Source organism: Streptomyces novaecaesareae (assembly GCF_000716875.1).
Taxonomy (GTDB): domain Bacteria; phylum Actinomycetota; class Actinomycetes; order Streptomycetales; family Streptomycetaceae; genus Kitasatospora; species Kitasatospora novaecaesareae.
On the sequence record NZ_JNWQ01000030.1, the window covers coordinates 1 to 22,677 of the forward strand.

Sequence of the window (22,677 nt, forward strand, 5' to 3'; positions counted from 1 at the left end):
GTGGCGGGCCTGGTGGGCCTGGTGGGCCGCGGGCTGCGGCCGTGCTCGCGGCGTACGAGCGGCAGGTGGACGGGCTGTTCACCTACTGCCTCTCGGTGCTGTGCGAGCACGACACCGCCGCCGACGCGCTGCGCGAGGTCCGTGAACTGGCGCAGCGGCACGGCGCCCGGCTGGCCGAACCCGGGCTGGTACGGGCCTGGCTGTTCTCGTCGGCCCGGTACTGCTGCCTGCGGCGGCTCGCGAACGGGGACAGGACCGGGGCTGCGGCTCAGACCGGGGCCGAGGGCGAGGCCGAGGCGGCCCGGCGGCGGCGCGAGCTGGCCTCGCTCGCCTGGCCGGAGGCCGCCGGCACCGACCCCGAGCAGCGCGAGGCGCTGGAGCTGTCCGTCCGGCACCGGCTGACCCCGCTGGAGGTGGCGGCGGTGTTGGGCCTGCCGTTCGAGCGGACCCGGGAGCTGCTGGCCGGCGCCGAGGCGGAGGTGGCCAGGACCAGGGCGGCGCTGCTGGTGCTCGGCGTGGGCAGCTGCCCGGAGCTGGACCGGCTCGGCGGCGCCGGGGCGGAGTCCTGGCGGGATTGGGTGCTCGGACCGGCGCTGCGGCGGGAGCTGGTGCAGCACGTGGTGGACTGCCCGACCTGCCGGGGGACGGCGGAGCGGGTGGCCGGCGAAGCGGCGGAGGGGACGGCGGGACTGTCGGGGCTGTCGCTGCTGACGGCTCCGGTGCTGGCTCCGGGCCCGGTTCTGAGCCTGGCTCCAGACCCGGGTCCGGACCCGGCTCCGGCTGCCGCCCGGGCGGGGTTTCCGGCGGGTGGTGCGGTCGGGGCGGCCCCCGGGTTGCGGTTCGACCAGGGCGGTTTCCCCCGGCACCGGGCGCCGGACGCGGGGCGTGCGCTGGCGGTCCGTCGGCGGGTGGTGACCACCGGCGTGCTCGCGGCCGTCCTGGCGGCGCCGGTGGTCGCGCTCTGGGCCGGGCACCGGGGCGGCGGGTCGGGTTCGGCGGCCTCGGTGTCGGCGGTGCGGGTGGACGAGACCGGCCGGGAGGCCGGGCAGCGGCCGCCGCAGCCGTGGACGGCGGTCGGGGGCCCGGCGGGGCAGGGCGTACCAGGGGTCCCGGGGCTGGAGCTGGCGGGGGCGGGTGGGGCCGGTGTCGGCGGTGCAGAAACGTTGCTTCCCGGCTTTCCGGGGCTCACCTTCCAGGGCGCGGTGGTCCCCGTCCCGGCCCACGGCGCAACCCCGCTCGGCAGCCCCACCCTGGTCGCCGCCCCGGCCCCCGTGGTCCAGCAGGCCTCCGCCCCGGGCACCGCAGGAACGGCCCCGGCCGGACTGCTCACCGTCGAGGCCGGCGAGTACGGCAGCCGTACGGTCCTCACCCTCACCAACTCCGGCACCACGGACATCCGCTGGCACGCGGTGACGGACGCCGGCTGGCTCCGGCTCAGCCGCGACTCCGGGACCCTCGCCCCCGGCCAGCGGATCACCGTGATCGTCACCGTGGACGAGGACCTGGCACCCACCACGCACTGGACCGCCCGGATCGCCCTGCCCCCGTCCCAGGCGGTGGTCACCCTGGAGGGCGGCCCGCACAACCGCGGCGGCTCGCCCTCCTCCCCGGCGGACCCCACACCGACGGGATCCGCCTCGCCGACGGCCTCCCCTTCACCGACGGCCACCGGCGCGCCCTCCCCTACGCGCACGCCCTCCCCGTCGGGCACGCCGACGACCGGCGCTCCGACGACGGCTCCGCCGACCGGCACGCCCTCGGGTTCGCCGTCCCACTCGGGCACACCGACGGCGGGCCCGACCACCAGTGCCTCGCCGTACCCGACGGGGACGGCCTCGGGCTCGCCCTCGGCGCACTAGGCAGGCGGCTCGGCGCGTACTGGGTGCGGATCCGGGCCGGGGACGGTGTCAGGTGCGGTGGATCGGGGGGACCTGGTAGGTGCCGTCGAGGACCGAGGGCTTCGGCTGGTAGAGGCGGATGATCGGGCGGAACTCGCCGGGCGGGGTGGGGAGCCAGTTGGCGGCGGCGGTCGGGTCCTCGGGCTGGTCGTGCTGGAGGGTCAGGGTGAGGGAGCCGTCGTCGCCGTGGACCAGGCCGGGGGTGCGGTCGCCGATCGAGTAGCGGTCGATCGGGTTCTCCACCAGGTAGTAGTCCGGGACGGAGTACATCGTGACGGACCAGAACGCCTCGGCCGGGGGCGGCTGGTCGAAACGCAGGGTGTAGCTGTTGACGCCGGTGAGGGGGCGGCCGTCGGCGTCGTCGTAGGTCGTCGCGTACGAGGCCTCGTAGGCGTGGTTGCCCCAGAGGCCGGCCCGGGCGGCGGCGGCCCGGCTGAGGTAGGCGGCGCGGCGGTCGGGGATGCGCCACTCGGGGTCGTCCAGGGTGCCGGGGCCCAGGTGGTCGGTGTTGTAGTCGAAGAGGTGGAGCGCGGAGCGCCACTCGCCGGGCGGGTGGTCCTCGGGCGGGCGGGTGGCGTCCTCGACCCGTTCGCGGCCGGCGGCCAGGCCCTTGGCCAGGGCGAGCGTCCACTCGGGGACGGCCGCGCGGTACGGCGAGGCGCCGTCGTCCAGGAGGCCGAGCGGGGCGAAGCGGCGCTGGTACTCGATGTCCGCCGTGGCCGGCGGGAAGGCCTGCATCCACACCCGCAGGCGCTCGAAGAAGGCCAGCCGCTCGGGGACGTCCGGGTCGGGCTCGGGCAGTCCGGCGACCAGGCCGCCCGGTTCCAGCGGTTCCAGGACGAGGGCGGACTGCAGGGCCCGGACCCGGGACAGGTCGCCCGGGCCGACGCAGGCGAAGCGGCCGACCACGGTGCCGACGGTGGTCGGCAGCTCGATCACGCGGTCCGGGTCCGGCGGGGTGCCGTGCCAGCCGGGCGGGACGACCAGCCAGGTCTGCGCACCGGTGCCGGTGGCGCGGCGGCCGAGGTAGGCGACGTTGTCCGTCCAGGCGTCGATGAACTGCAGCACGTAGTACGAGCCGGCGGTGTCCGGGACGTGCAGCACCTGCGGGCCCTCGGAGAGGTCGAGCTGGGCGATCGAGTAGATCGTGTCGTTGTTGACCGAGACGAAGTGGTCGGCCGGGCCGGCCAGCCGGGCGGCGTGGCTGAAGTGGTTGAACGACGCCGCCGGGAGGGTGCCCAGGCCGCCCCGGGTGAAGCGCTCGACCATGGTGAGGCCGGCGACCATCGGGTAGCCGTAGACGTACGCGTCGGCGGCCAGGGCCTCCAGCTCGGGCTGGTTCATCAGGGGGTCCTTCGTACGGTCGGGGCTGGCGGGTGGGTCGGAAAGGGCGGTCGGGTCAGCGCGGGTCGAGCGGCGGGAGGCGCCAGCGGCCGTCGAGGACGGACCGGTCGGGGCCGTAGAGCCGGAGCACCACGGTGAACGGGCCGTCCGGGGCGGGCAGCCAGTTCGCGGAGTGCTCGGCGTTCGCGGGCCGCTTGTGCCGGACGTGGAGGGTGAGCCCGCCGTCCGGGTCGTGGACCAGGCCGGGGGTGTGGTCGCCGATCGAGTAGCGGTCCAGGGTGTTGTCGACCAGCTGCTGCCCGGGCAGCGCGTACAGGGTGGCGGACCAGGAGAAGCGGGCCGGCGGCAGTCCGTCCGGGGCGAAGCGGATGACGTGTTCGCGGTCGCCGGCGTGCGGCGGGCGGTGGCCGGCGCTGTCCGCTTCCCAACGGCCGTACCAGACCTCCTCGGCGGGCAGTCCGTGCAGGTCGACGGCGGCGCCGACGGCCTGGCGGAGGAAGTCCGCGCCGATCTGCGCGCGGGTGCCGAACAGCGCGTTCCGGTCGCGGAGTTCGGCGGTGGCGCGGTTCAGCAGGGTACGGCCGTCGGCGATGCCGCGGGCGATCTCGGTGCGCACCTCCAGCGGGAGGGCGGCGGGCTCGAACTCGCCGCGGCCGTCGATGCCGAGGTCGGTGAGGCGGCCGCGCAGGTCGTGCTCGGCGGGCGGCAGCGGGACGGGGCCGTCCGGCGGGAAGAAGCCGAGCAGGAAGTCGAGGAAGGAGAGGAACTCGACGCCGTCCGGGACCTCCTCGCGCCAGACCGGCCAGACCGGCTCGGGGGCGGGCTCGGGCGCGGGTGTACCGGTGTACGCGTGGAGCGGGCGCAGCCGGTACCGCTCCTGGACGGCGGCGAGTTCGGCGACCTCGGCGGGGGTGTTCCCGGTGAGCCGGGTGCGGCCGAGGATGCCGACCAGCCGGGTGGCGGTGCGGATCACGCTGCGGATGCCGGGCGGGGGTTCGCCCTGCCAGTCGGGGCCGGCCACTAGGTGGTCGCCGGCCTCCGGGCCGGTCGTCCGGGAGCCGATGAACCCGGCGTACACGGTGTCGAGTTCGTGGACCGGGAGGACGTGGTAGCGGTCCTCGGCGGGCACCGAGACCACCCAGGGCTCGGCGCGCAGATCGAGCCAGGCGCGGGAGTAGGGGGTGTCCACGGCGTCGGTGCCGGTGGGAGTGCCGGCCGGGGTCTCGGCCGGGGGCCCGGCGGGGGTGGGCGGCTGCGGGTGGTGGCGGAAGACGCCGAAGCCGCCGACGTACGACGGGTCCGCGTCGTCCAGGGCCTGGGCGTAGAAGGCCCGGTAGTTGCGCAGGATCGGCTGGGCGCGGATCCAGGCCTCGGCGGCGGTCGCGCGGACGGTGGCCGGATCCACGAGTGCCGGGTTGACCATGCTGTCGCCCTCCCATGGCCGAATTCGGTCGGATCGGTACGGATCGATACAGATCGGATGCTAAGTGGGTCGGGATGGGGTGGCATGTCGGCATCTGCTGAGCGCGAATCCGGGCGTCCGGACGGGGCGACGGGGAGAAGCTGTCCGGTATGAAGATCCTTCTGCTCGGAGGTTCGTCCTTCCTCGGACGGGCCTACGCCGCCGAGGCCCTTGCCCGGGGCCACCACCTGACCACCTTCAACCGTGGCCGCAGCGCCGCCGACCTGCCCGGCGTCGAAGCCGTCCGGGGCGACCGCGACAGTGCCGAGGACCTCGCCCGGCTGGTCGACGGCCGCAGCTGGGACGCCGTGGTCGACACCTCCGCCCAGCAGCCCGCCCAGGCCGCGCTCGCCGCGCGGCTGCTGCGCGAGCGGGCCGACCACTACACCGTCGTGTCCTCGGTGCACGCCTTCGCCGACTGGCCCGCCCGGGTGATCGACGAGGACTCCCCGCTGCACCCCTGCCCCGCCGACACCCCGCCCGGGCAGCCGCCCGGCACCGCCCTCAAGGCCGGCTGCGAGCGCGCCGTCCTGGCGGGCTTCGGCGCCGAACGCTCGCTCGTCCTCAACAGCGGACTGCTCATCGGACCGCACGAGAACGGCGGCCGACTGCCCTGGTGGCTGGAGCGGATGGCCCGCGGCGGGCGGGTGCTCGCCCCGGGGGATCCGCAGCGGACCATGCAGGTGATCGACGTCCGGGATTTCGCCGCCTTCGGGCTGGACCTGCTGACGGCCGGGACGGCGGGCCGGTTCGTCACCACGGCACCGCCCGGACGCCTCGGTTTCGGCGAGTGGCTGGAGACCTGTCGGGCGGTCGCGGGCGCCCCGGACACCGAGTTGGTCTGGGTCGCGGACGGGCCGCTGCTCGCCGAGGGCCCGGACCGGGTCGATCCGTGGACCGAACTCCCGCTCTGGGCACCGGATCTGCCCGACATGGCGGGCACCTGGCTGGCCGACACCGGCCGGGCGGAGGCGGCCGGGCTGCGCTGCCGGCCGTTCGCCGAGACCGCGCGGGACACCTGGGAGTGGCTGCGGACGCGCGGACCGGCCGAGGACACCGACGCCGAGGGGCGGAAGGGACGGCCGGGGGCGCCCGTCCGGCAGGGCATCGAACCCGGAAAGGAGCGGCGGCTGTTGGCCGCCTTCGGGTGAGCGGCGCGGCCCGGTGAGACGGCCCGGCGAGACAGCGGCGTAAGACAGCCGCGCAAGAACGGCGGAGTGAGGCGGCCCGGCACGACGACGGAGTGGGAAGTCGGACGGGCCGACTTCCCACTCCGGAGCCGCGCGTTCAGTGCGTGCGGCGGGTGACCAACTCGGCGAGGGCCAGCAGTTCGTCCGCCGCGGCGGGCTCCGGTACGGCGGCGGCCAGCTGCGCCATGGCCGCGGCCATCCGCTCGCAGGACTCGCCCTGCGCCCAGCCGCGCCCTCCGGCGGCTTCGACAGCGGCCGCGCACTGGGCCAACTCCTCCGGGCTCAGCGGGCGTTCCAGCACGTACAGCTCGGCCAGCCGCGTGCCGTCGACGGTGCCCGAGCCGAGCGCCGCGACCACCGGCAGCGACTTCTTCCGGGCGACCAGGTCCGCGCCGACCGGCTTGCCGGTGACCGCAGGATCCCCCCAGATCCCGATCAGGTCGTCGATCAGCTGGAACGCCAGGCCGATCTCCCGGCCGAAACCGTCCATCGCCTGCGCCGCCTCCTCGGAGGCCCCCCCGTACAGGGCACCCATCGCGCAGGCGGCGCCGAGCAGGGCACCGGTCTTGGCCTCCGCCATCGCCAGGCACTCGGGCAGCGAGACGTCGTTGCGCTGCTCGAAGGCGCAGTCGATCTGCTGGCCCTCGCACAGCTCGACCACGCAGTCGGCGAGCCGGCGGATCGAGCCGTGGGCGGCCGGGTGGGAGTCCTCGGCGAGCAGGCGCAGCGCGAGGGAGTGCATGGCGTCCCCGGCCAGGATGGCCTCGGTGGTGCCGAACACCCGCCAGGCGGTGGGCCGGTGGCGGCGGGTGTCGTCCCGGTCGATGACGTCGTCGTGGAGCAGGGTGAAGTTGTGCACCAGCTCGACGGCGGCGGCCGCGGCGGCGGCCTCGCTCGGCGTCCCGCCCAGGGCCTGGGCGGCGGCGAGGACCAGGGCCGGCCGGATCGCCTTGCCGGCGGGGGCCGCGGCCGGGGTGCCGTCCGCCTCCCACCAGCCGAAGTGGTAGCCGGCGACCTTGCGCATCGTGCCGGGCAGCGAGTCGACGGCGGTCCGCATGACCGGGTCGACCAGCGCGCGGGCGCGGGCGAGGATGTCCGCCGCCTCGTGCCCCTCCTTGTGGTCCCGCTCCAGCGTGGGACTCGTCATGGGTCTCTCCCCCTTGTTGGCGCCTGTCGTGGGATGGCCCGGTGTGGGCGGGCCGGGGTTGCGCGGTGGGTGCCGGGCGCGGTGCCGGACGGTGGCCGGGCGTGGCCTCGTAGGTGTCGGGATGCGTCGGGACGTGCCGGGACACGCCGTCCGGCCGGGGTGTGGGCGGTACCCCCGGCCGGACGGCGCGGATCTGCGGCGGCCCCGGTGGGCCGTCAGCGCTGCGCGATGTCCACGTTCTCCAGGACGCCGACCGCGTCCGGCACCAGGATCGCGGCGGAGTAGTAGGCGCTCACCAGGTAGGAAATGATGGCCTTGTCATCGATTCCCATGAACCGCACCGAAAGGCTCGGCTGGTATTCATCCGGAATTCCGGTCTGGTGCAGGCCGATGACGCCCTGGTTGTCCTCGCCGATTCGCATCGCGATGATCGAGCTGGTGTTCCCGACGACCGGGATCTTGTTGCACGGGAAGACCGGCACCCCGCGCCAGGCCGTGACCTGCTTTCCGTCGACCTCGACCGTGCCCGGGTAGATCCCGCGCTTGTTGAGCTCCCGGCCGAAGGCGGCGATGGCCTTGGGGTGGGCCAGGAACATCCTGGTGCTGCGGCGGCGGCTGAGCAGCTCGTCCATGTCGTCCGGGGTGGGCGGGCCGGAGTGGGTCTGGATCCGCTGGTCGTACGCGGCGTTCTCCAGCAGGCCGAACTCGGGGTTGTTGATGAGCTCGTGCTCCTGGCGCTCGCGCAGGGCCTCGATGGTCAGCCGGAGCTGGTGCTCGGTCTGGTTCATCGGCTGGTTGTAGAGGTCGGCGACGCGGGAGTGCACCTTGAGGATCGTCTGCGCGACGCTCAGCTCGTACTCGCGGGGCTTGAGCTCGTAGTCCACGAAGGCGCCGGGCAGCTCGTATTCGCCCTGGTGGCCGGCCGAGAGGTCGATCGCGGCCTCGCCGTGCTTGTTCTGCGCCTGCTGGAAGCCGTTCAGGTACTCGATGACCTGCAGCTGCAGCGCCTCGGAGCGGTCGTGCAGCTCCTGGAAGGAGGGCCAGGACAGCGCCATCACGGTGCCGGAGGTCGCGGCGCGGACGGTGTACGGCCAGGTGCCGTCGTCCTGCTGGAGCGCCTCGTCGCCGAGGTGGTCGCCGTCGGCGAGGGTGCCGACCACCGTCTCCTCGCCGTACTTGCCGGTGCCCAGGCGGTCGAGCTTGCCGTGCGCGATCAGGAAGACCTCACTGATCGGCGTGCCGGCCTGGACCAGGACGTCCCCGGCGGCGAACTCCCGCTGGGTGAAGCGGGAGGCCAGCTCCTCCAGTACGGCCTCGTCCTGGAATCCGCGCAGCACCGGCACCTCGACGAGCGACGGCGGGACGACCCGCACCTCGGCACCCGTCTTGACGAAGCTCACCCGGCCGCGGCCGACCGAGTAGCGCAGGCGGCGGTTGACCCGGTAGGTGCCGCCGGACACCTGCACCCAGGGCAGCTTCCTGAGCAGCCAACGCGGGCTGATGCCCTGCATCTGCGGCGCGGACTTGGTGGTCGTGGCGAGGTTCCGCGCGCCCGCCGTGCTCAGACTCTGCTGCCGGATTTCCTCCGGCGCGCCCGGAGCGGGAATACCGACATTGGTTTCGGTCGACATGATGGGGAGCCCTTCGCATGCCTGATGAAGTGTCGCGTTGCACATTCGTCTTGCAGCTTCATGGTGGGCCCATTCAGGGGAGATCCGCAATCACTCGTTCGAGTGGTTCTAAATAACCGAACAAATAGTACGAATGGATCACCCGATCGAATTTATTCGACTATTCATTCGAATGCCTCGGAATCCCGCTGCCCATCTTCCCCCATCGACGCCACCGCCTGCGCCACCACCCGCGCCACCACCCGCGCCACCGCCCGCGCCACCCTTGACGGCGCCCGTTGACGGCGCCCGTTGACGACACCCCTTGACGGCACCCCGCCCTACAGCGGCCCGTTCCAGTCCAGCGTCGGCTCCAACACACCCTCCAGGGTGAGCAGCCAGCGCTTCACCTCGATCCCGACCCGGCCGCCGCCGAAGCCGCCGATCCCGTCCGCCGCCACCACCCGGTGGCAGGGCACCAGCAGGGCGACGGGGTTGGCGGCCATCATCTGCCCGACCGTCCGGGCGGCCAGGCCGGGCTCCTCGACGCCGTCGAACACCCCGCTGCGGGCGGCCAGTTCGCCGTACGTGATGGTCCGGCCGTACGGCACCTCGCGCCAGAGCGTCTGCAGCACGGTGCGGTGCGGCCCGGAGCTCAGGCTCCAGTCGATCGGCAGGCCCAACTCACGGGTGCGGCCCGCCAGATAGGCGCCGAGCCGCTCGGTGACGGCGACGACCTTCGACTCGTCGGTGCACGGGGGCGCCTCGCCGTCGCGTCCGCCGTACCCGGCCGCCGCCACGCCGAGCGGGGTCACCGCGATGTGCATCGGGCCGCTGGGCAGTGGCGTCGGCACGGTCAGCCAGGACATCGACCAGGACTGCGGCACGCTCGGGCCCCCACCCTCCGCCGGACCGGCCGCCGGCCACCCCGGCACCCGGAGGGCGTCCCCGCCCCGCGCGCCATCGTACGGCGGGCGGCCGACGGGCCGGTCGGGGTCGACTCCGGGGCGGCCCGAGGCCCCGGCGGCTCCGGGGCGGCCCGAGGCCCCGGCGGCTCCGGGGCGGCCCGAGGCCCCGGCGGCGACGTGGCCGCCGGGGTGGTCCGGAGCGGGGCCGGCTCCGGGGTGGTCCGCGGCGCGGGAGGCTTCGGTCAGAGCCGCCCCTTCAGCTGGGTGGCGAGCGCCTGGGCCCAGTGGGCCAGTTCGGCGCGGTCCGGGGCGCGGCCCTCGCAGAGCAGCGCGAGTTGCGCGTCGTTGATCCGGTTCGGCCCCGGGATCTCCAGCAGGTACGCCAGTTCGGCCAGGACCGTGGCGAGTCGGTCGGCGTCCGTGTGGTCCAGGGTGACCGCGGACTCGTGGTGGCTGATGGTGAGCGAACCGGGCATTGGTCAACCTCCTCCGTCACCCCCGCACCCTCCACCGTACGGCCGGGTCGGCCGCCCCGCCCGCCGCGGAGGCATGTGTGCGCGGGTGGGGCAGCCGGTTGCGCTCCGGGGCCGGCCGGGCACGGTGCACGGTGGATCGCACCGGCGGGCCGGGGGTGCGCCCCGAAGCCGTCCGAGGGGTGTCGCTCAGCTGTCCGGACCCTCCTCCCAGCGGCGGTGCCGCACCGCCGGTACGGCCAACACTACGACTCCGGCCGCCAGTTGCCAGGCTGATCCGAACATAAGTAGCGTGTCCACGCCAAATCGGTCGGCGAGCGGGCCGGCCGCCGCCAGGCCGAGCGGGCCGAGGGCGAAGGAGCCGAGCGCGCCGAAGGAGGTCAGCCGCCCGAGCAGTTCCACCGGCACCCACTCCTGCAGCGTCGTGCCGTACAGCGTCCCGCAGACCGCCGAACCGGCCCCCGCGACCAGCGCGCCGCCGGCCACCCAGGGCAGCGACGCCCCGGCCGCGAGCGCCCCGGAAGGCAGCGCCCACGCCAGACCGGCCACGGTCGCCACCGCCAACGGGCGTGCGGGCCTGCGGCCGAGCATCAGCAGGCCGCCCAGCACCGCGCCCGCGCCGTACCCGCCCATCACCAGGCCCCAGGCGCGGGCGCCGCCGAGGTCCCGCTGAGCGGTCAGCGGGCCGAGCACCAGGAACGGCGCCCAGACCAGCAGGTTGAACAGGCCCATCTGCGCGGTGGTGATCCACAGCCACGGGCGGGAGACGAACTCCGACCAGCCGGCCCGCAGGTCGCCGAGCATCGACTCCCCGCCGCCGTCCGCCGGCCGGCGCTCGGGCAGCCGCAGTCCGGCCAGCGCGAATGCGCCGACACCGTACGTCACCGCGTCGACCAGCAGCACCGCGGCCGGGCCCAGCGCCGCGGTCACCAGGCCGGCCGCGGCCGGTCCGACCACCGTGGACACCGAACGGGACAGCCCCAGCAGGGTGTTGGCGTCCGCCATCAGCTCCTTGCGGGGCACCAGGTCGGGCACGATCGCGCCGAAGGCCGGCATGAACAGCCCCTCGCCGACCCCCCACACCGCGACCAGGGCGACCACCGCCCAGACCGGCGCGTGCCCGGCCACCAACAGCCCGGCGAACAGCGCCTGCACGAGGCCCCGCAGGACGTCCGAGCCCAGCATCACCCGGCGGCTGCCGAGCCGGTCGGCGACCACCCCGCCGGCCAGCAGCACCAGCACCACGGGGAGGATCCGGGCCGCCATCACCCAGCCCAGGTCGGTGCCGCTGCCGCCGGTGCCGCCGTTGCCGTCGCCGTCGAGCACCGCGAAGGCCACCGCCACCGGCGCCATCGAGGAGCCGAGGAGGGAGGTCGTGTACCCGGTGAAGAACCACCTGAATTCGCGCTCGCCCAGCACGGCGAGACGGTCTCCCAGGCGCCTTCGGCGGGCCGGGATCCGTTCCATGTCCACTGCCATGTGCAAAGAGTCTGGGGCGCCGGGGAGGCGGGATTCAAGGGTTTCCCGGGAAAAACTTGAGCCTTGCGCCATCAAGGTTGCTCAGGATCGGATCCGCCGCAGTAAACAGGCGCGAATATCAGCTCCCACCTGCCATTTACTGCGGTTTACGGATACTCTGCGGATGTCTTGAGTGAGGTCATTTACTGCGGAAGAGGGCCGGAATGACGGAGCTACCCCCGGTCGAGTACGCCGTCGCCGTCGAGCGCTACCTGGCCGCCTCCGGGCTCGCCGAAGGCTCCCGGCGGATCTACCGGATCGCACTGCAGACCTGGGCCTGGGCGCTCGCCGACCGGCCCGCCCCCACCGGCCCCGAACGGCGGCGCGCCCGGCCGCCCGTCCTGCCACTGGCACTGCTCGACCACCCGGACGCCGCCGACCGGCTCCGCGCCGCCCTCGCCCATCGCAGCGCCGACACCGATCCGCGCACGCTCAACCGCGAACTCTCCACCCTGCGCGCGGCCGTGGCCTGGTGGCGGGCCCGCGGCTGGCTCGACGGCGACCCGACCGCCGACCTACGCCCCCGCCCGCTGCCCGAACCCGCCCCGGCCGCAGGCCCGTTGACCCCCGAGGAGCTGCACGCCCTGTTCGCCCTCCGCGCGCCGCTGCGCGAGCAGACGCTCTGGCACCTGCTGCACGAGTCCGGCGCCGCGATCGAGACCGTCCTCGCCCTGGACACCGACCACCTCGACCTCCCCCGCCGCCGTACCCGCCCCGGGCACGCCCCCGTTCACTGGCAGTCCGGCACCGCCCGCCTCCTCCCCCTCCTCGTCGCCGGCCGCGCCACCGGCCCGCTCTTCCTCACCGACCGCCGCGCCCCCGCCGGCACCCCCGCCCCCGACCGCTGCCCGTACACCGGTCGCGCCCGCCTCTCCTACCGCCGCGCGGCGGAGCTGTTCACCACCCACACCGGCCCGCTCGGCCCCGGCCGGACCCTCCGGCAGCTGCGGGCGGGGCGGTAGGGCCCGGCGAAGGGATGCCGTGTCCCGGTCGGCCGACGGGGCGGCCGGAGAGACGGGCCCCGCTCCGCCGCGGGGAGTTCGGCCCTCGCCTACTCATCCGACGGTGGCACCGCGCGGCGGCCCTGCGGGAGCGACCGGTCGAGGGCTTCCGCCAGTTCGGGCAGGCTCGGCCGGTCCTCGGGCGCGAGGCGCAGGCAGCCGTCGATGGCCGCGGCGAGGGCACGGGGGAGGCGGCGGCTGCGGGCCACCGGCGGGATCGGGAGGTTCGGCGGGTTCGGCGGGTTCAGGCTCAACGGCTCGTCACCGAAGGGAAGTTCGCCCGTGGCCGCCTCGTAGAGGGTGATCCCGATGCCCCAGACGTCGGTGGCCGCCGTGAGGAGGCCGCCGGAGGCCTGTTCGGGGGCGAGGTAGCCGTCGGTGCCGATGCCGGGGGTGCCCGGGCCCGGGGGGCGGGCGATGCTCAGGTCGAGCACCTTGGCGCGGCGGCAGTCGATCACGATGTTGGAGGGCTTGAGGTCGAGGTGCAGCAGGCCCTGCCCGTGCAGGTAGTGCGTCGCCGAGCAGACGTGCAGTCCGAGCAGCGCCAGGTCGGTCGCGGCCGGGCGGCGCGGCCGGGTGTCGAGCAGGTGGGCGAGGGTCTCGCCGGTGAGCGTCTCCAGCACCGCGTACGGCTGCGGGCGTTCGCCGGTGCCGTAGCCGCGCACCAGGTGGGGGTGGGTGAACTCGGTCAGCCAGCGCCCCTCGCGGAGCAGGCGTTCGCGCAGTCGGCGTTCGCGGCGGCGGTCGGGCCGGAGCACCTTGACCACGCAGCGGCAGTCCCGTTCCTCGCTCCAGCAGTCGTAGACGTCCAGCCAGCCGGTTCGGCACAGGTGGGCCAGGACGGGGTAGCCGGGGGCGATGAACTCCCCGGCGGGGAGCGGCTGTCGGGGGTTCATCGGGCCGCTCCTCGGAGTCGGTCCGCGCCCTGGAGTCCGGCTGCTCCCTGGAGCTCGGCCACCCCCTGGATGGTCGGGTGGTGCAGCCGGTCGAGCCGGGCGTAGCCGTCGTCGTGGGCCAGCAGTTCCCGGTGGGTGCCGCGGGCGACGACGCGGCCTTCGTGGAGCAGCACGATCCGGTCCGCGTTCCGTACGGTGAGCAGGTTGTGCGAGATGATGATCGTCGTACGGCCGCGCATCAGCCGCCCCAGCGGCTCCAGGATCCGCCGCCCGGACTCCACGTCCAGCCCCGTGGTCGGCTCGTCCAGCAGCAGGACGGGCGCGTCCCGGATCATCGCCCGGGCGATCGCGATCCGCTGCCGCTGCCCGCCGGACAGCAGGCCCCCGTGCCGGCCGACCAGCGTGTCGTAGCCCTCCGGCAGCCGGCTGACGAACTCGTGCGCGTCGGCGGCCTTCGCGGCGGCGACGACCTGCGCGTCGGTCGCGCCCGGCCGCCCGTACGCGATGTTCTCCCGGACGGTGCCGTGGATCACCAGGGTGTCCTGCAGCAGCACCGCGATGTGTTCGCGCAGGTCGGCCAGGGCCAGTTCGCGCAGGTCGATGCCGTCCAGCCGGACGGCCCCGCGCTCCGGGTCGTAGAAGCGCAGCAGCAGCTTGGCGGTCGTCGACTTGCCCGCCCCGCTCTCCCCCACCAGGGCGACCGTCTCGCCGGGCTCGGCGCGGAAGGACACGTCGAACAGCGCCACCCGGGTCGTCCCGGGGTAGCGGAACCACACCCCGTCGAAGGCCACCGCTCCGTGGGTCCGGCCGGGGCGCAGCGGGATCGGCGGATCGGCCACCTGCGGCTGCTGGTCGAGCAGTTCGATGATCCGCTCGGCGGCGGCCGAGGCGGAGTAGAAGCCGTTGCTGAGCCGCGAGATCCCCCGGATCGGGCCGTACAGCCGGCTCAACAGAGCGACGAAGACGAGGAGTTCGCCGAGGCTCAGCCGGCCGTGGACGAGTTCCCAGGCGCCCAGCCCGAGCACGATCAGCGCGCCGACCAGCTCCAGCATCTCCACGATCGGCGCGAACAGCGCCCGCAGCCGGGTCGCCGCCATCGTCGCCCGGAACCGCGCCAGGCTCTCCCGGCGGAAGCGTTCCTGCTCCCAGTCCTGCCGGTTGTACGCCTGCACCAGCGCGATGTTGCCCAGCGTCTCCTCGGCCATCGCGCTCACCGAGCCGCTGCGCCGCCGCCGCTCCCGCGACGCCGCCTTCACCAGCGCCGAGAAGCGCCGCGCCGTGAACCAGAACACCGGCGCGACCACGAGGGCCACCGCGGCGAGGTCCCAGCGCAGGTAGAACAGCACGCCCAGGAAGACGGCCAACTCGGCGACGTACGCGACCGCGTCGAGCACGCCCGAGAGGAGGAAGGTCTCGACCGCCTCGACGTCCGAAGTCAGCCGCGACAGGACGTCGCCGAGCCGCCGCCGCTCGAAGAAGCCCAGCGAAAGGCCCTGCAGGTGCCGGAACACGTCCGTGCGCAGGGCGAGCAGGAAGCGCTCGCTGACCCAGGCCGAGGTCGTCTCGTCGGCGAAGCGCAGGCCCCCTGCCACCAGCGTCAGCCCGGCGTACCCGAGCGCGACCGGCAGGAACAGCCCGAGCCTGCGCGGCACCAGCACCTCGTCGACGACGACCTTGAACAGCCAGATCGCGGCCGCGTCGACCACCGGCCCGAGCAGGACGAACCCCAGCAGCAGGGCCAGCCAGCGCCGACCCCCGCGGGTGTAGGGCCAGAACCGCCCGAACACCCGCCGCAACGGGACGGCCGGGGCCGGCTCGACGACCGGATCCACCCGGCCGTCGCCGTCACTCCCGTCGACGGCCATCAGCCGCCGCAGCGACCACACGGTACGAGTCCAGGCCCTGGGACGTGGCCGGGCTCTTAACGGCCCGGCCCTGACAGGACGGCGACGCCGTCAGTGCCGCGAGTTGCTTCCACGACGGCGACGGCGGTCCTTGGTCTTCGATTCCCTGGTCTCCTTGCTGGTCCTGGTCCGCTTGTGCGGATGCCGCATCGCCGGCACCAGGTTGGCGAGCATGCTCATCACTGCCACCTCTCTGTTGGTCCGCTCGGTCCCCCACCCATGGGTACGCAGCGAGGGGCGGGGGCACTCACCGCTCGGCGGGGCGATGCGGAGAGCGGTACGCGCCGTGACGGCGGGACGGCAGACGGTCGGGACACCGGTACGTCACGGGCGGCGGCTGTCACGGGCGGCCGTGACAGGCGGCCGTTACAGAGCCGATGGGCGGCCGTGACACGACCGGCCGAGGGCCGCGACACGGCTCTCCTAGCGTCACTCTCGACGCCCCGGGCCGCACCGGTCGCACGTACCGGTGGGCACGTACCGGTCGCACCCACCGACCGTACGAACCGACCGTACGAACCGGCTGTACGGCCCGGAGGGCGTCCGCGACGAGGACGTCCGCGTCCGGCGCCGACGACGGACGTCCGCGACCACGCCGTGTCCCGCGATCCGCGACGTCCTGGACGACGCGGTCGGGGACGCCCGGCGTGACGCGACCCGATGACAGAAGACCGACCTGGATACCGATCCGGATGGAGAACACCATGAGCAGGAGCCGTACCGACCGCTCCCCCGCCCGCCGAGTCCTGGCGGCCTGCGCCCTGACCGGGGCCGCGCTGCTGGCCGCCGTCACCGGCGGACAGGCCTGGGCCGACGGCGTGCCGAAGCCCGTCGCGACCGCTCCGGACGCCGTCGCCTCCCCCGCCGCGGGCTCCGCGCACGTCGCCGTCCCGGCGCCGTCCACCCCGACGGCCACTCCGACGGCCGACGCGAAGGCCATTCCGACGGCCACCCCGTCCGCCAAGCCGAAGGACGCCGTCCCACCGGCGCCGCAGGCGCCCAACGGCGTCCAGCCGCAGGTCCGCGAGGTGCCGAAGGGCGCCGCGCAGGCCGGTGACGGCTCCGGCGCCGCCGACGGCTCCGGCCTGATGCTCGCGGGCGGCGGCGCCGTCGCTGCCGTCGGCGCCGGTGCGCTGGGCTTCGCCGTCCTGCGCCGTCGTTCCGGTGCGCGCGGCTGACACCGGTCCCGAGTCCGCCGGGCACCCCGGCGCCGTTCCCCCGCACCCGGCCGGTCGGGGGAACGGCGCCGGGGCCGCCCCGACGGCGGGGACCGGCAACCGCAGCAGCACCCGGGCCGAACGGGCCCGCGGGAACGGGCGCGGGCGCGGGGGCGGACACGGGAACGGCCGCGGGAACGGACGCGGACGGCGCCGCGCCGCCAAGCCCGGCCCGAGCGTCCTGCGCCGTACGGCCTTCGGCACGGCGGGCCTGCTCTGCCTGGTGCTCGGCACCTCGCTGGCGCTGTCCGGCCGGGAGGCCCCGGTGGTGCGGATCGAGTCCTCGGGGCACGGCACCGGCACGGACACCCCGCCGTCGGCGCCCACCACCGGAACCACCGGCACCGCTGGTACCACCGGAACCACCGGCGCCGCCGCCCCGAAGCCGTACGCCCCCTCGCCGCCGACCCGCCTGCTCGTCCCCGCCGCCGGGGTGGACGCCCCGGTGGCCGACCTCGGCCTGAACACCGACGGGACGGTCCAGGTGCCGCCGGCCGACCGGGGCGAGGAGGTCGGCTGGTACCGCAACGGCCCCACCCCGGGCGAGACCGGACCCGCCGTCCTCATCGGGCACTACGACACCGTGCACGGCCCGGCGGTCTTCCGGCAGCTGCCGAAGCTGCGTCCCGGCGAGCTGATCCAGGTACGGCGCGCGGACGGCAGCACCGTGGACTTCAAGGTCCGCGCCCTGTTCCAGGCCGCCAAGGACAACTTCCCCACCCAGCAGGTCTACGGCGACACGCCCGCGCCCGCGCTTCGGCTGATCACCTGCGGCGGGCGGATCGGCTCGGACGGCCACTGGACGGACAACATCATCGTGCTGGCGGACCTGGCCTGACCCCGGCCTGCCCCTGACCGGGCGCCGGGCCCGGGGAACCACCACCCGCCGTCCGGGCGACCTACCAACAGAACGGCCACGGGGCGAAGTACCGGCACCGCGCCGCAGACCAGGAGGACGAGCACCGACCGTGGCAGCACCACCCGCACCCCGCCGCCGGCCCGGCGCCGTCCCCGTGGCGGCCCTGGCCGGCCTGGTCGTCCTCCTCGCCCTCGCCGCCCTGGCCTTCGGCCGGGCCACCCCCGGCGGCCTGCGGGACCACGGCCCGGTCCAGCCCGTCACGCCACCGCCCGTCTCCCGGCCGCTCTGGCCGGACCTGGCCTCCTCGCCGTCGCCGACCCCGCCCGCCTCCGGGGCCGGCGCCACCCAGGCGCCGCCGGAGCCCGTCCCGGACCTGACCGTCCCCGGGCGGGACATCACCGCGGTCGACGTCCGCGCCGTCCTCGCCAAGGACCCGGCGGTGACCCCGGAGGAGCGCAAGGCGCTCAGCACCTCCACCGGGTCCACGTCCACCGGCTCCGAGGTCCGCACCCCCGAGTTCCGCGACCTCACCGGGGACGGTCAACCCGAACTGATCACCACCGTCACCACCCCCGGGCCGGTGGTCCTGCACGTCTACACCCTCGTCGAGGACCGCCTCGTACCCATCCTGTCGGTGCAGGTCCAGCGGACCTTCAACGCCGCGACCATCGGCTCCGACCTGCTGCTGTACGAGTCGACCGGCGTCTACGTCCGGACCACCAGCCACTACCGCTGGGACGGGGTCCGGCTCGTCCTGCTGGAGCGGAAGGACGAGGGCCTCGGCGTGCTGCCGCCCACCGGCCCGGACCCCGCCCAGCCGCCCACCGCCACCCCCACGGCCATGGGCGTGCCGTCCACCCCCAAGATCGTCGGCCCGCGCCAGGCCCCCGGCGCGGCCGTCCCGTCCCCCCGCGCGCCCGGGCCGGCCGCCCCGTCCTCCGCCCCCGCCGTGTCCCCGGAGCCGAAACGATGACCCCCGCGCCGTCCCCCGCCGCCACCCCCGCCCACCCGCACATCCTGCTGGTCGAGGACGACGAGGTGATCCGCGAGGCCACCCGGATGGCCCTGGAACGCTACGGCTTCCCCGTCAGCACGGCCGCCGACGGACTGGAGGGGCTGGAGGCCTTCCACGCCGTGCGGCCCGACCTGCTCCTGCTGGACGTCATGCTGCCGCTGCTCGACGGGGTCGGCCTCTGCCGCCGGATCCGCGAGGAGAGCCAGCTGCCGATCCTGATGATGTCGGCGCGCACCGACCCGGTGGACGTGGTCTCCGGGCTGGAGGCCGGCGCGGACGACTACGTCGTCAAGCCCTTCGAGAGCGCCGTACTGGTCGCCCGGATCCGTACGGTCCTGCGCCGCGTCCCCGTCGCCCCGGCGGCCGACGCCCCGGCACACCACCCGGCCGACGCAGCCCCGCAGACCCCGTCCGCTCCCGCCCCGCCCCCGCCCTCCCCCACCGTCCGCAGCTTCGACGGCCTGCAGGTCGACACCGACAGCATGGAGGTACGGGTGGACGGCCGCCTCGTCCCGCTCACGCCCACCGAACTGCGGCTGCTGCTGGAGTTCACCGCCGCGCCCGGCATCGTGCTGGAACGCTCCACCCTGCTCGAACGGGTCTGGGACTACGAGTGGGGCGCCGACACCCGGGTCGTGGACGTCCACGTGCAGCGGCTGCGCGCCAAGATCGGCTCCGGCCGGATCGAGACCGTCCGCGGTTTCGGCTACAAGCTGCGGCGCCCGGCATGACCCTGCGCCGCCAGATCGCCACCGCCGTCGCCGCCATCTCCGTGCTGGTCGCGGTGGCCGTCGGCCTGCTGGTCCACCAGGCGATGATCCGTCAGCACGTCGACCAAGCCCGCGCCGCCGCCCTCTCCGCCCTCGACGCGTCGCTGGCCGGCTACGGCCGCGGTGAAGAACCAGCCGGCCGGGGCGCCACCCTGGACGACCCGGCCCTGCCCGACCGGCTGCGCGCCCTCGCCTCCGGCGGCCGGCAGGGCTCACTGCTCGCGACCGACGGCGACGGCGAGTCCATGTGGGCGGCCGGCCCGGTGGAGCACGGGGTGCTCTCCGTCCGGGTCGACTTCGCCCAGGACCGGCAGGCCATCGCCGACCTGGACCGGATCATCCTGCTCACCGTCGTCGCCGCGGTCTTCACCACCGTGCTGGCCGGCGTGCTCGTCGCCGACCGGATCAGCCGCCGCCTGCGCACCGCGGCCGTCGCCGCCCGGGGCATCGCCGCCGGCGGGACGGACACCCGGATCGGCGAACTCGTCGACGGCAAGGACGAGGTCGCCGACCTCGCCGCCGCCGTCGACCTGATGTCCCGCACCCTGCACCGCCGCCTGGCCGACGAACAGCGCTTCACCGCGGACGTCGCCCACGAACTGCGCACCCCGCTGACCGGCCTGGTCACCGCCGCCGAGCTGCTGCCGCCCGGCCGCCCCACCGAACTCGTCCGGAACCGGGTCCAGGCCCTGCGCGGCCTGGTCGAGGACCTCCTGGAGGTCTCCCGCCTGGACGCGGACGCCGAGGCCCCCGACCTCTCCGCCATCCCCCTGGAACGCGCCGTACGCCGGACCGTCTCCCTCACCGGACTGGACGTCACCGTCGAGGTCGCCGCCGACCTCCGGGTCCGCACCGACCTGCGCCGGCTCGACCGCATCCTCGGCAACCTGCTCATCAACGCCCACCGCCACGGCGCCGCCCCGGTCCACCTCCACGTCGACGGCCGCCGCATCACCGTCCGCGACCACGGCCCCGGCTACCCCGACGACCTCCTCCGCCACGGCCCCCAACGCTTCCGCACCAACGCCCCCGAACGCGGCCGCGGCCACGGCCTCGGCCTCACCATCGCCACCGGCCACGCCCGCGTCATCGGCGCCGCCCTCACCTTCACCAACCACCCCACCGGCGGCGCCACCGCCACCCTCACCCTCCCCCCGGACTGACCCCAGCCCCGGGAAAAGGGCCGGCGCCGTCGACCCCGCCGCACGAGCGGCGGGGTCGACGGCGCCGTGGGACGGGCCTGGACGTCAGGCGATGTAACCCTGCAGGTCGACGATCACGTCGGCCGAACCGGCGTGGTTGTAGACCGCGATGTTGCCGTTGGCGTCCACCGGCACCAGGGCGAGGTTCGGCACCGTGGCCCCCGGGGTGACGTTGACGGTCGACGCCTCGGTCCACGGAGTCCCGGGCCCGTAGACCTTCAGCCAGCTGGGCTCCGTCGCGTTGGTCGCGGTCAGGTTCACGAGGACCGCCGAGACTCCGTCCGGCACTCCGGCGGCACCCCGCACCTTGACCGTCAGCCTGCCGTCGGCCCCCAGGGCCTGGTGTGACTCCCGGGTGTCCGCCAGCCGGGTCGGCGCGGAGGTGAGCACGCCCTTGGTGTCCCCGAGGAAGTATGGCGAGGCGTAGTAGCCCTGGATGTCGACGATGAGGTGAACGGACCCGACGTGGTTGTAGAGCGTGATGGTGCCGTCCGCGTTGATGGGGGCGGTGACCTGGTTGGTGACGGTCCGGCCGGCCTCGAAGTTGAGGCTGGAGGTACGCGGGGGCACGGTGCTCGGGGTGGCCGTGACGTAGCTGTTCTCGGTGCCCTCCGTCGCGGTGAGGTTGACGACCGCAATCTCGGCCTTGTCGGGGAGCTTCCCGGGACCGCGGACCGGAACGGTGATGATCTGGTTCGGCCCCACCGCGTGGTTGACGCCCCCGGTGCCGTTCCGGGTGTCGAGGGCCCGGACGTTGCTGTCCGCCACACCCATCCGAACCGACGCGCTCCGGGGCTGGGGCGTGTAGTACCCGGCGATGTCGACGACCAGGTCGACGTTCCCCGCGTTGTTGCGGAACGAGACCGTACCGTCCTCCGCGACCGGCAGCAGTACGGCGTTGGCGACATCGTGACCAGGAGTCGCGTTGACGTTCGACGCCGTCGGCGGCTCCCCACCGGGGAAGGCGGTGATGTGCGTGGCCTGGGTGGCGTTGGTCGCGGTCAGGTTGAGCAGGACGCCGGTGACCTTCCGGTCGGTCGGCACCCCGGAGACGCCGACGACCTGCAGCGTGAGCACCTCTCCGGGGCCGACCGGCTTGACCGGCGCCCCCACACCGCTGCGGGTGTCCAGGAAGCGGGTCGGGTAATAGAGCGGCACGTAGGTGCTGCCGACCGTGACGGACCGCGACGTCGCCCCGGTTCGCCCCTGCTCGTCGGTGATCGTGTGGGTCACCGTGTACGTGCCGGGCGCGACGTACTCGTGCAGGTTGCGAGACGAGTTCGCGGCCACGTCGACCACCGTGCCGTCACCGAAGTCGACGGTGTTCCCGGTGATCGGGGACGTCGTCTCCGCGGCACCGACGGTGCTGGCGTTCACCCGCAACGACCGGTCCGCTTCGGCGTACCCCGGCTGGGGCACGGTGACGTCGAGGTTCGGAGTGATCGTGGATTCGGCGTAGGCCGAGGAGGCCAGCGGCAGCCCACTGGCGACGGACAGGACGAGGACAACACCAGCTACCACGCGTGCGCTACGCACGGTTCCCTCCCAAGTGATCTGGTTACGACTTTGGATCTTGCCAGACCGCCACGACAATCCCATGGGATTTCAAAGACGTCCCCAAGACCTCGCACCGCCCCCAATGCCGAAGGGCCGGCCCGACATCCGTCGGACCGGCCCTTCCCGTTCTGCTCTGAGCCCCCTGCCGGGTTCGAACCGACGACCCCCGCTTCACAAGAGCAGCCGTCCGCCACCCGGCGTGACCTGGGGCGCGCCTACCCTGCCGGTTCCCTGCCCACCGCACCGCCGGCGCCCGCAACTGACGCCACGTACCGTCCGATCTGGCACGCCTGTGGCACAACCCCGCCGGGTTGGGCCCTACCGGCGGAGCATCCGTTCGTAGATCACCAGAAACTGGGCAACGAAGCCAGATGCTTCAGTTGCAGTGGCGTGATCCGTACAAACGAGCACGACACCCGCGACGAGCGCCAGGGAGTAGGTCGCCCCGCTCACCCACCAGGGGGTAGACGTGGGGCCAGCGCCAGCCACCTGGACGCCTGCGTAATGGTCTTCCATACTGGATGCGGTCCTCTCTTGACACGGGGACGGGCCGCGAGAGGCCACCTGTCGTTTCCAGGCGCACGGGTGGCCTCACCGCTGATTTCAGAGCGGTCGATTCGCGTATTGCAGTGAGTCAATGTTGACCGGCAGTAGACTCCTTTGCAAATTCCCAGCTGAGAGGGCATAAGAGGCGCCAGATATGCCA

General features: G+C 74.3%; 19 protein-coding genes and 1 tRNA gene. 8 read left to right on the plus strand and 12 right to left on the minus strand.

Going from position 1 to position 22,677, the window contains the following annotated elements; translation table 11 throughout:
• Positions 1–1,859: BACON domain-containing protein (locus tag OP86_RS36570; protein ID WP_209440343.1), on the plus strand; the 1,859-nt coding region annotated here is incomplete at its 5' end.
• Positions 1,860–1,907: 48 nt separating this feature from the next.
• On the opposite strand, the gene OP86_RS13715 is transcribed toward OP86_RS36570, so the two are convergent.
• Positions 1,908–3,242 carry a DUF1254 domain-containing protein gene (locus tag OP86_RS13715; protein ID WP_030062475.1) on the minus strand — a complete coding sequence of 445 codons (1,335 nt, stop codon included), beginning with the start codon at positions 3,240–3,242 and terminating at the stop codon, positions 1,908–1,910.
• Positions 3,243–3,297: 55 nt separating this feature from the next.
• Positions 3,298–4,665 carry a DUF1254 domain-containing protein gene (locus tag OP86_RS13720; RefSeq protein WP_033331855.1) on the minus strand — a complete coding sequence of 456 codons (1,368 nt, stop codon included), beginning with the start codon at positions 4,663–4,665 and terminating at the stop codon, positions 3,298–3,300.
• 149 nt (positions 4,666–4,814) lie between these two features.
• Between OP86_RS13720 and OP86_RS13725 the strand changes: the two genes are divergently transcribed.
• Positions 4,815–5,855, plus strand: a complete 1,041-nt coding sequence (locus tag OP86_RS13725) for an NAD-dependent epimerase/dehydratase family protein (RefSeq protein ID WP_030062473.1) — start codon at positions 4,815–4,817, stop codon at positions 5,853–5,855.
• Between the two features lie 136 nt (positions 5,856–5,991).
• Here OP86_RS13725 and OP86_RS13730 read toward each other — a convergent pair whose 3' ends face one another.
• The 5 genes from OP86_RS13730 to OP86_RS13750 form a co-directional block, all read right to left on the minus strand.
• Positions 5,992–7,041, minus strand: coding sequence for a family 2 encapsulin nanocompartment cargo protein polyprenyl transferase (locus OP86_RS13730; protein ID WP_030258593.1), 1,050 nt, complete (start codon positions 7,039–7,041; stop codon positions 5,992–5,994).
• Between the two features lie 215 nt (positions 7,042–7,256).
• Positions 7,257–8,672, minus strand: a complete 1,416-nt coding sequence (locus OP86_RS13735; RefSeq protein ID WP_030258595.1) for a family 2B encapsulin nanocompartment shell protein — start codon at positions 8,670–8,672, stop codon at positions 7,257–7,259.
• A gap of 320 nt (positions 8,673–8,992) precedes the next feature.
• A complete protein-coding gene (locus OP86_RS13740; protein WP_234435002.1) occupies positions 8,993–9,538 on the minus strand; it encodes a methylated-DNA--[protein]-cysteine S-methyltransferase in 546 nt (181 codons plus the stop codon).
• A 263-nt stretch (positions 9,539–9,801) separates the two neighbouring features.
• Positions 9,802–10,035 (minus strand): hypothetical protein, encoded by a 234-nt coding sequence (locus tag OP86_RS13745; RefSeq protein WP_030062368.1) that lies wholly within the window; start codon positions 10,033–10,035, stop codon positions 9,802–9,804.
• A gap of 186 nt (positions 10,036–10,221) precedes the next feature.
• On the minus strand, positions 10,222–11,511 hold the full coding sequence (locus tag OP86_RS13750) for an MFS transporter (RefSeq protein WP_234435003.1): 1,290 nt from the start codon (positions 11,509–11,511) through the stop codon (positions 10,222–10,224).
• A 203-nt stretch (positions 11,512–11,714) separates the two neighbouring features.
• Between OP86_RS13750 and OP86_RS13755 the strand changes: the two genes are divergently transcribed.
• Positions 11,715–12,512 carry a site-specific integrase gene (locus OP86_RS13755; RefSeq protein WP_030062366.1) on the plus strand — a complete coding sequence of 266 codons (798 nt, stop codon included), beginning with the start codon at positions 11,715–11,717 and terminating at the stop codon, positions 12,510–12,512.
• Between the two features lie 89 nt (positions 12,513–12,601).
• Here OP86_RS13755 and OP86_RS13760 read toward each other — a convergent pair whose 3' ends face one another.
• The 3 genes from OP86_RS13760 to OP86_RS38780 all read right to left on the minus strand — a co-directional run bounded on the left by OP86_RS13760 (position 12,602) and on the right by OP86_RS38780 (position 15,531).
• Positions 12,602–13,447 carry a serine/threonine-protein kinase gene (locus tag OP86_RS13760; protein WP_033331856.1) on the minus strand — a complete coding sequence of 282 codons (846 nt, stop codon included), beginning with the start codon at positions 13,445–13,447 and terminating at the stop codon, positions 12,602–12,604.
• Complete coding sequence (locus tag OP86_RS13765; protein ID WP_234435004.1) at positions 13,444–15,333, minus strand: ABC transporter ATP-binding protein; 1,890 nt, start codon at positions 15,331–15,333, stop codon at positions 13,444–13,446. The genes OP86_RS13760 and OP86_RS13765 overlap by 4 nt, the downstream gene beginning before the upstream one ends.
• Before the next feature lie 69 nt (positions 15,334–15,402).
• Positions 15,403–15,531: a hypothetical protein gene (locus tag OP86_RS38780; RefSeq protein ID WP_267883121.1), complete on the minus strand. Its 129-nt coding sequence runs from the start codon at positions 15,529–15,531 to the stop codon at positions 15,403–15,405.
• A 524-nt stretch (positions 15,532–16,055) separates the two neighbouring features.
• Here OP86_RS38780 and OP86_RS13770 point away from each other — a divergent pair.
• The 5 genes from OP86_RS13770 to OP86_RS13790 all read left to right on the plus strand — a co-directional run bounded on the left by OP86_RS13770 (position 16,056) and on the right by OP86_RS13790 (position 20,375).
• Positions 16,056–16,529: a hypothetical protein gene (locus tag OP86_RS13770; RefSeq protein ID WP_030258600.1), complete on the plus strand. Its 474-nt coding sequence runs from the start codon at positions 16,056–16,058 to the stop codon at positions 16,527–16,529.
• On the plus strand, positions 16,516–17,406 hold the full coding sequence (locus tag OP86_RS13775) for a class F sortase (RefSeq protein ID WP_234435005.1): 891 nt from the start codon (positions 16,516–16,518) through the stop codon (positions 17,404–17,406). The genes OP86_RS13770 and OP86_RS13775 overlap by 14 nt, the downstream gene beginning before the upstream one ends.
• A 130-nt stretch (positions 17,407–17,536) precedes the next feature.
• On the plus strand, positions 17,537–18,400 hold the full coding sequence (locus OP86_RS36575) for a hypothetical protein (RefSeq protein ID WP_157849736.1): 864 nt from the start codon (positions 17,537–17,539) through the stop codon (positions 18,398–18,400).
• On the plus strand, positions 18,397–19,173 hold the full coding sequence (cseB, locus tag OP86_RS13785; protein WP_051830059.1) for a two-component system response regulator CseB: 777 nt from the start codon (positions 18,397–18,399) through the stop codon (positions 19,171–19,173). The genes OP86_RS36575 and cseB overlap by 4 nt, the downstream gene beginning before the upstream one ends.
• Positions 19,170–20,375 (plus strand): sensor histidine kinase, encoded by a 1,206-nt coding sequence (locus OP86_RS13790; RefSeq protein WP_030062358.1) that lies wholly within the window; start codon positions 19,170–19,172, stop codon positions 20,373–20,375. The genes cseB and OP86_RS13790 overlap by 4 nt, the downstream gene beginning before the upstream one ends.
• Before the next feature lie 84 nt (positions 20,376–20,459).
• Here the strand turns inward: OP86_RS13790 and OP86_RS13795 are convergent, their stop codons facing one another.
• Both OP86_RS13795 and OP86_RS36580 read right to left on the minus strand, forming a co-directional pair.
• Positions 20,460–21,935 (minus strand): PKD domain-containing protein, encoded by a 1,476-nt coding sequence (locus OP86_RS13795; RefSeq protein ID WP_051830060.1) that lies wholly within the window; start codon positions 21,933–21,935, stop codon positions 20,460–20,462.
• A gap of 175 nt (positions 21,936–22,110) precedes the next feature.
• Positions 22,111–22,172 (minus strand) — tRNA-Thr (locus OP86_RS36580).
• Between the last annotated feature and the right edge of the window lie 505 nt (positions 22,173–22,677).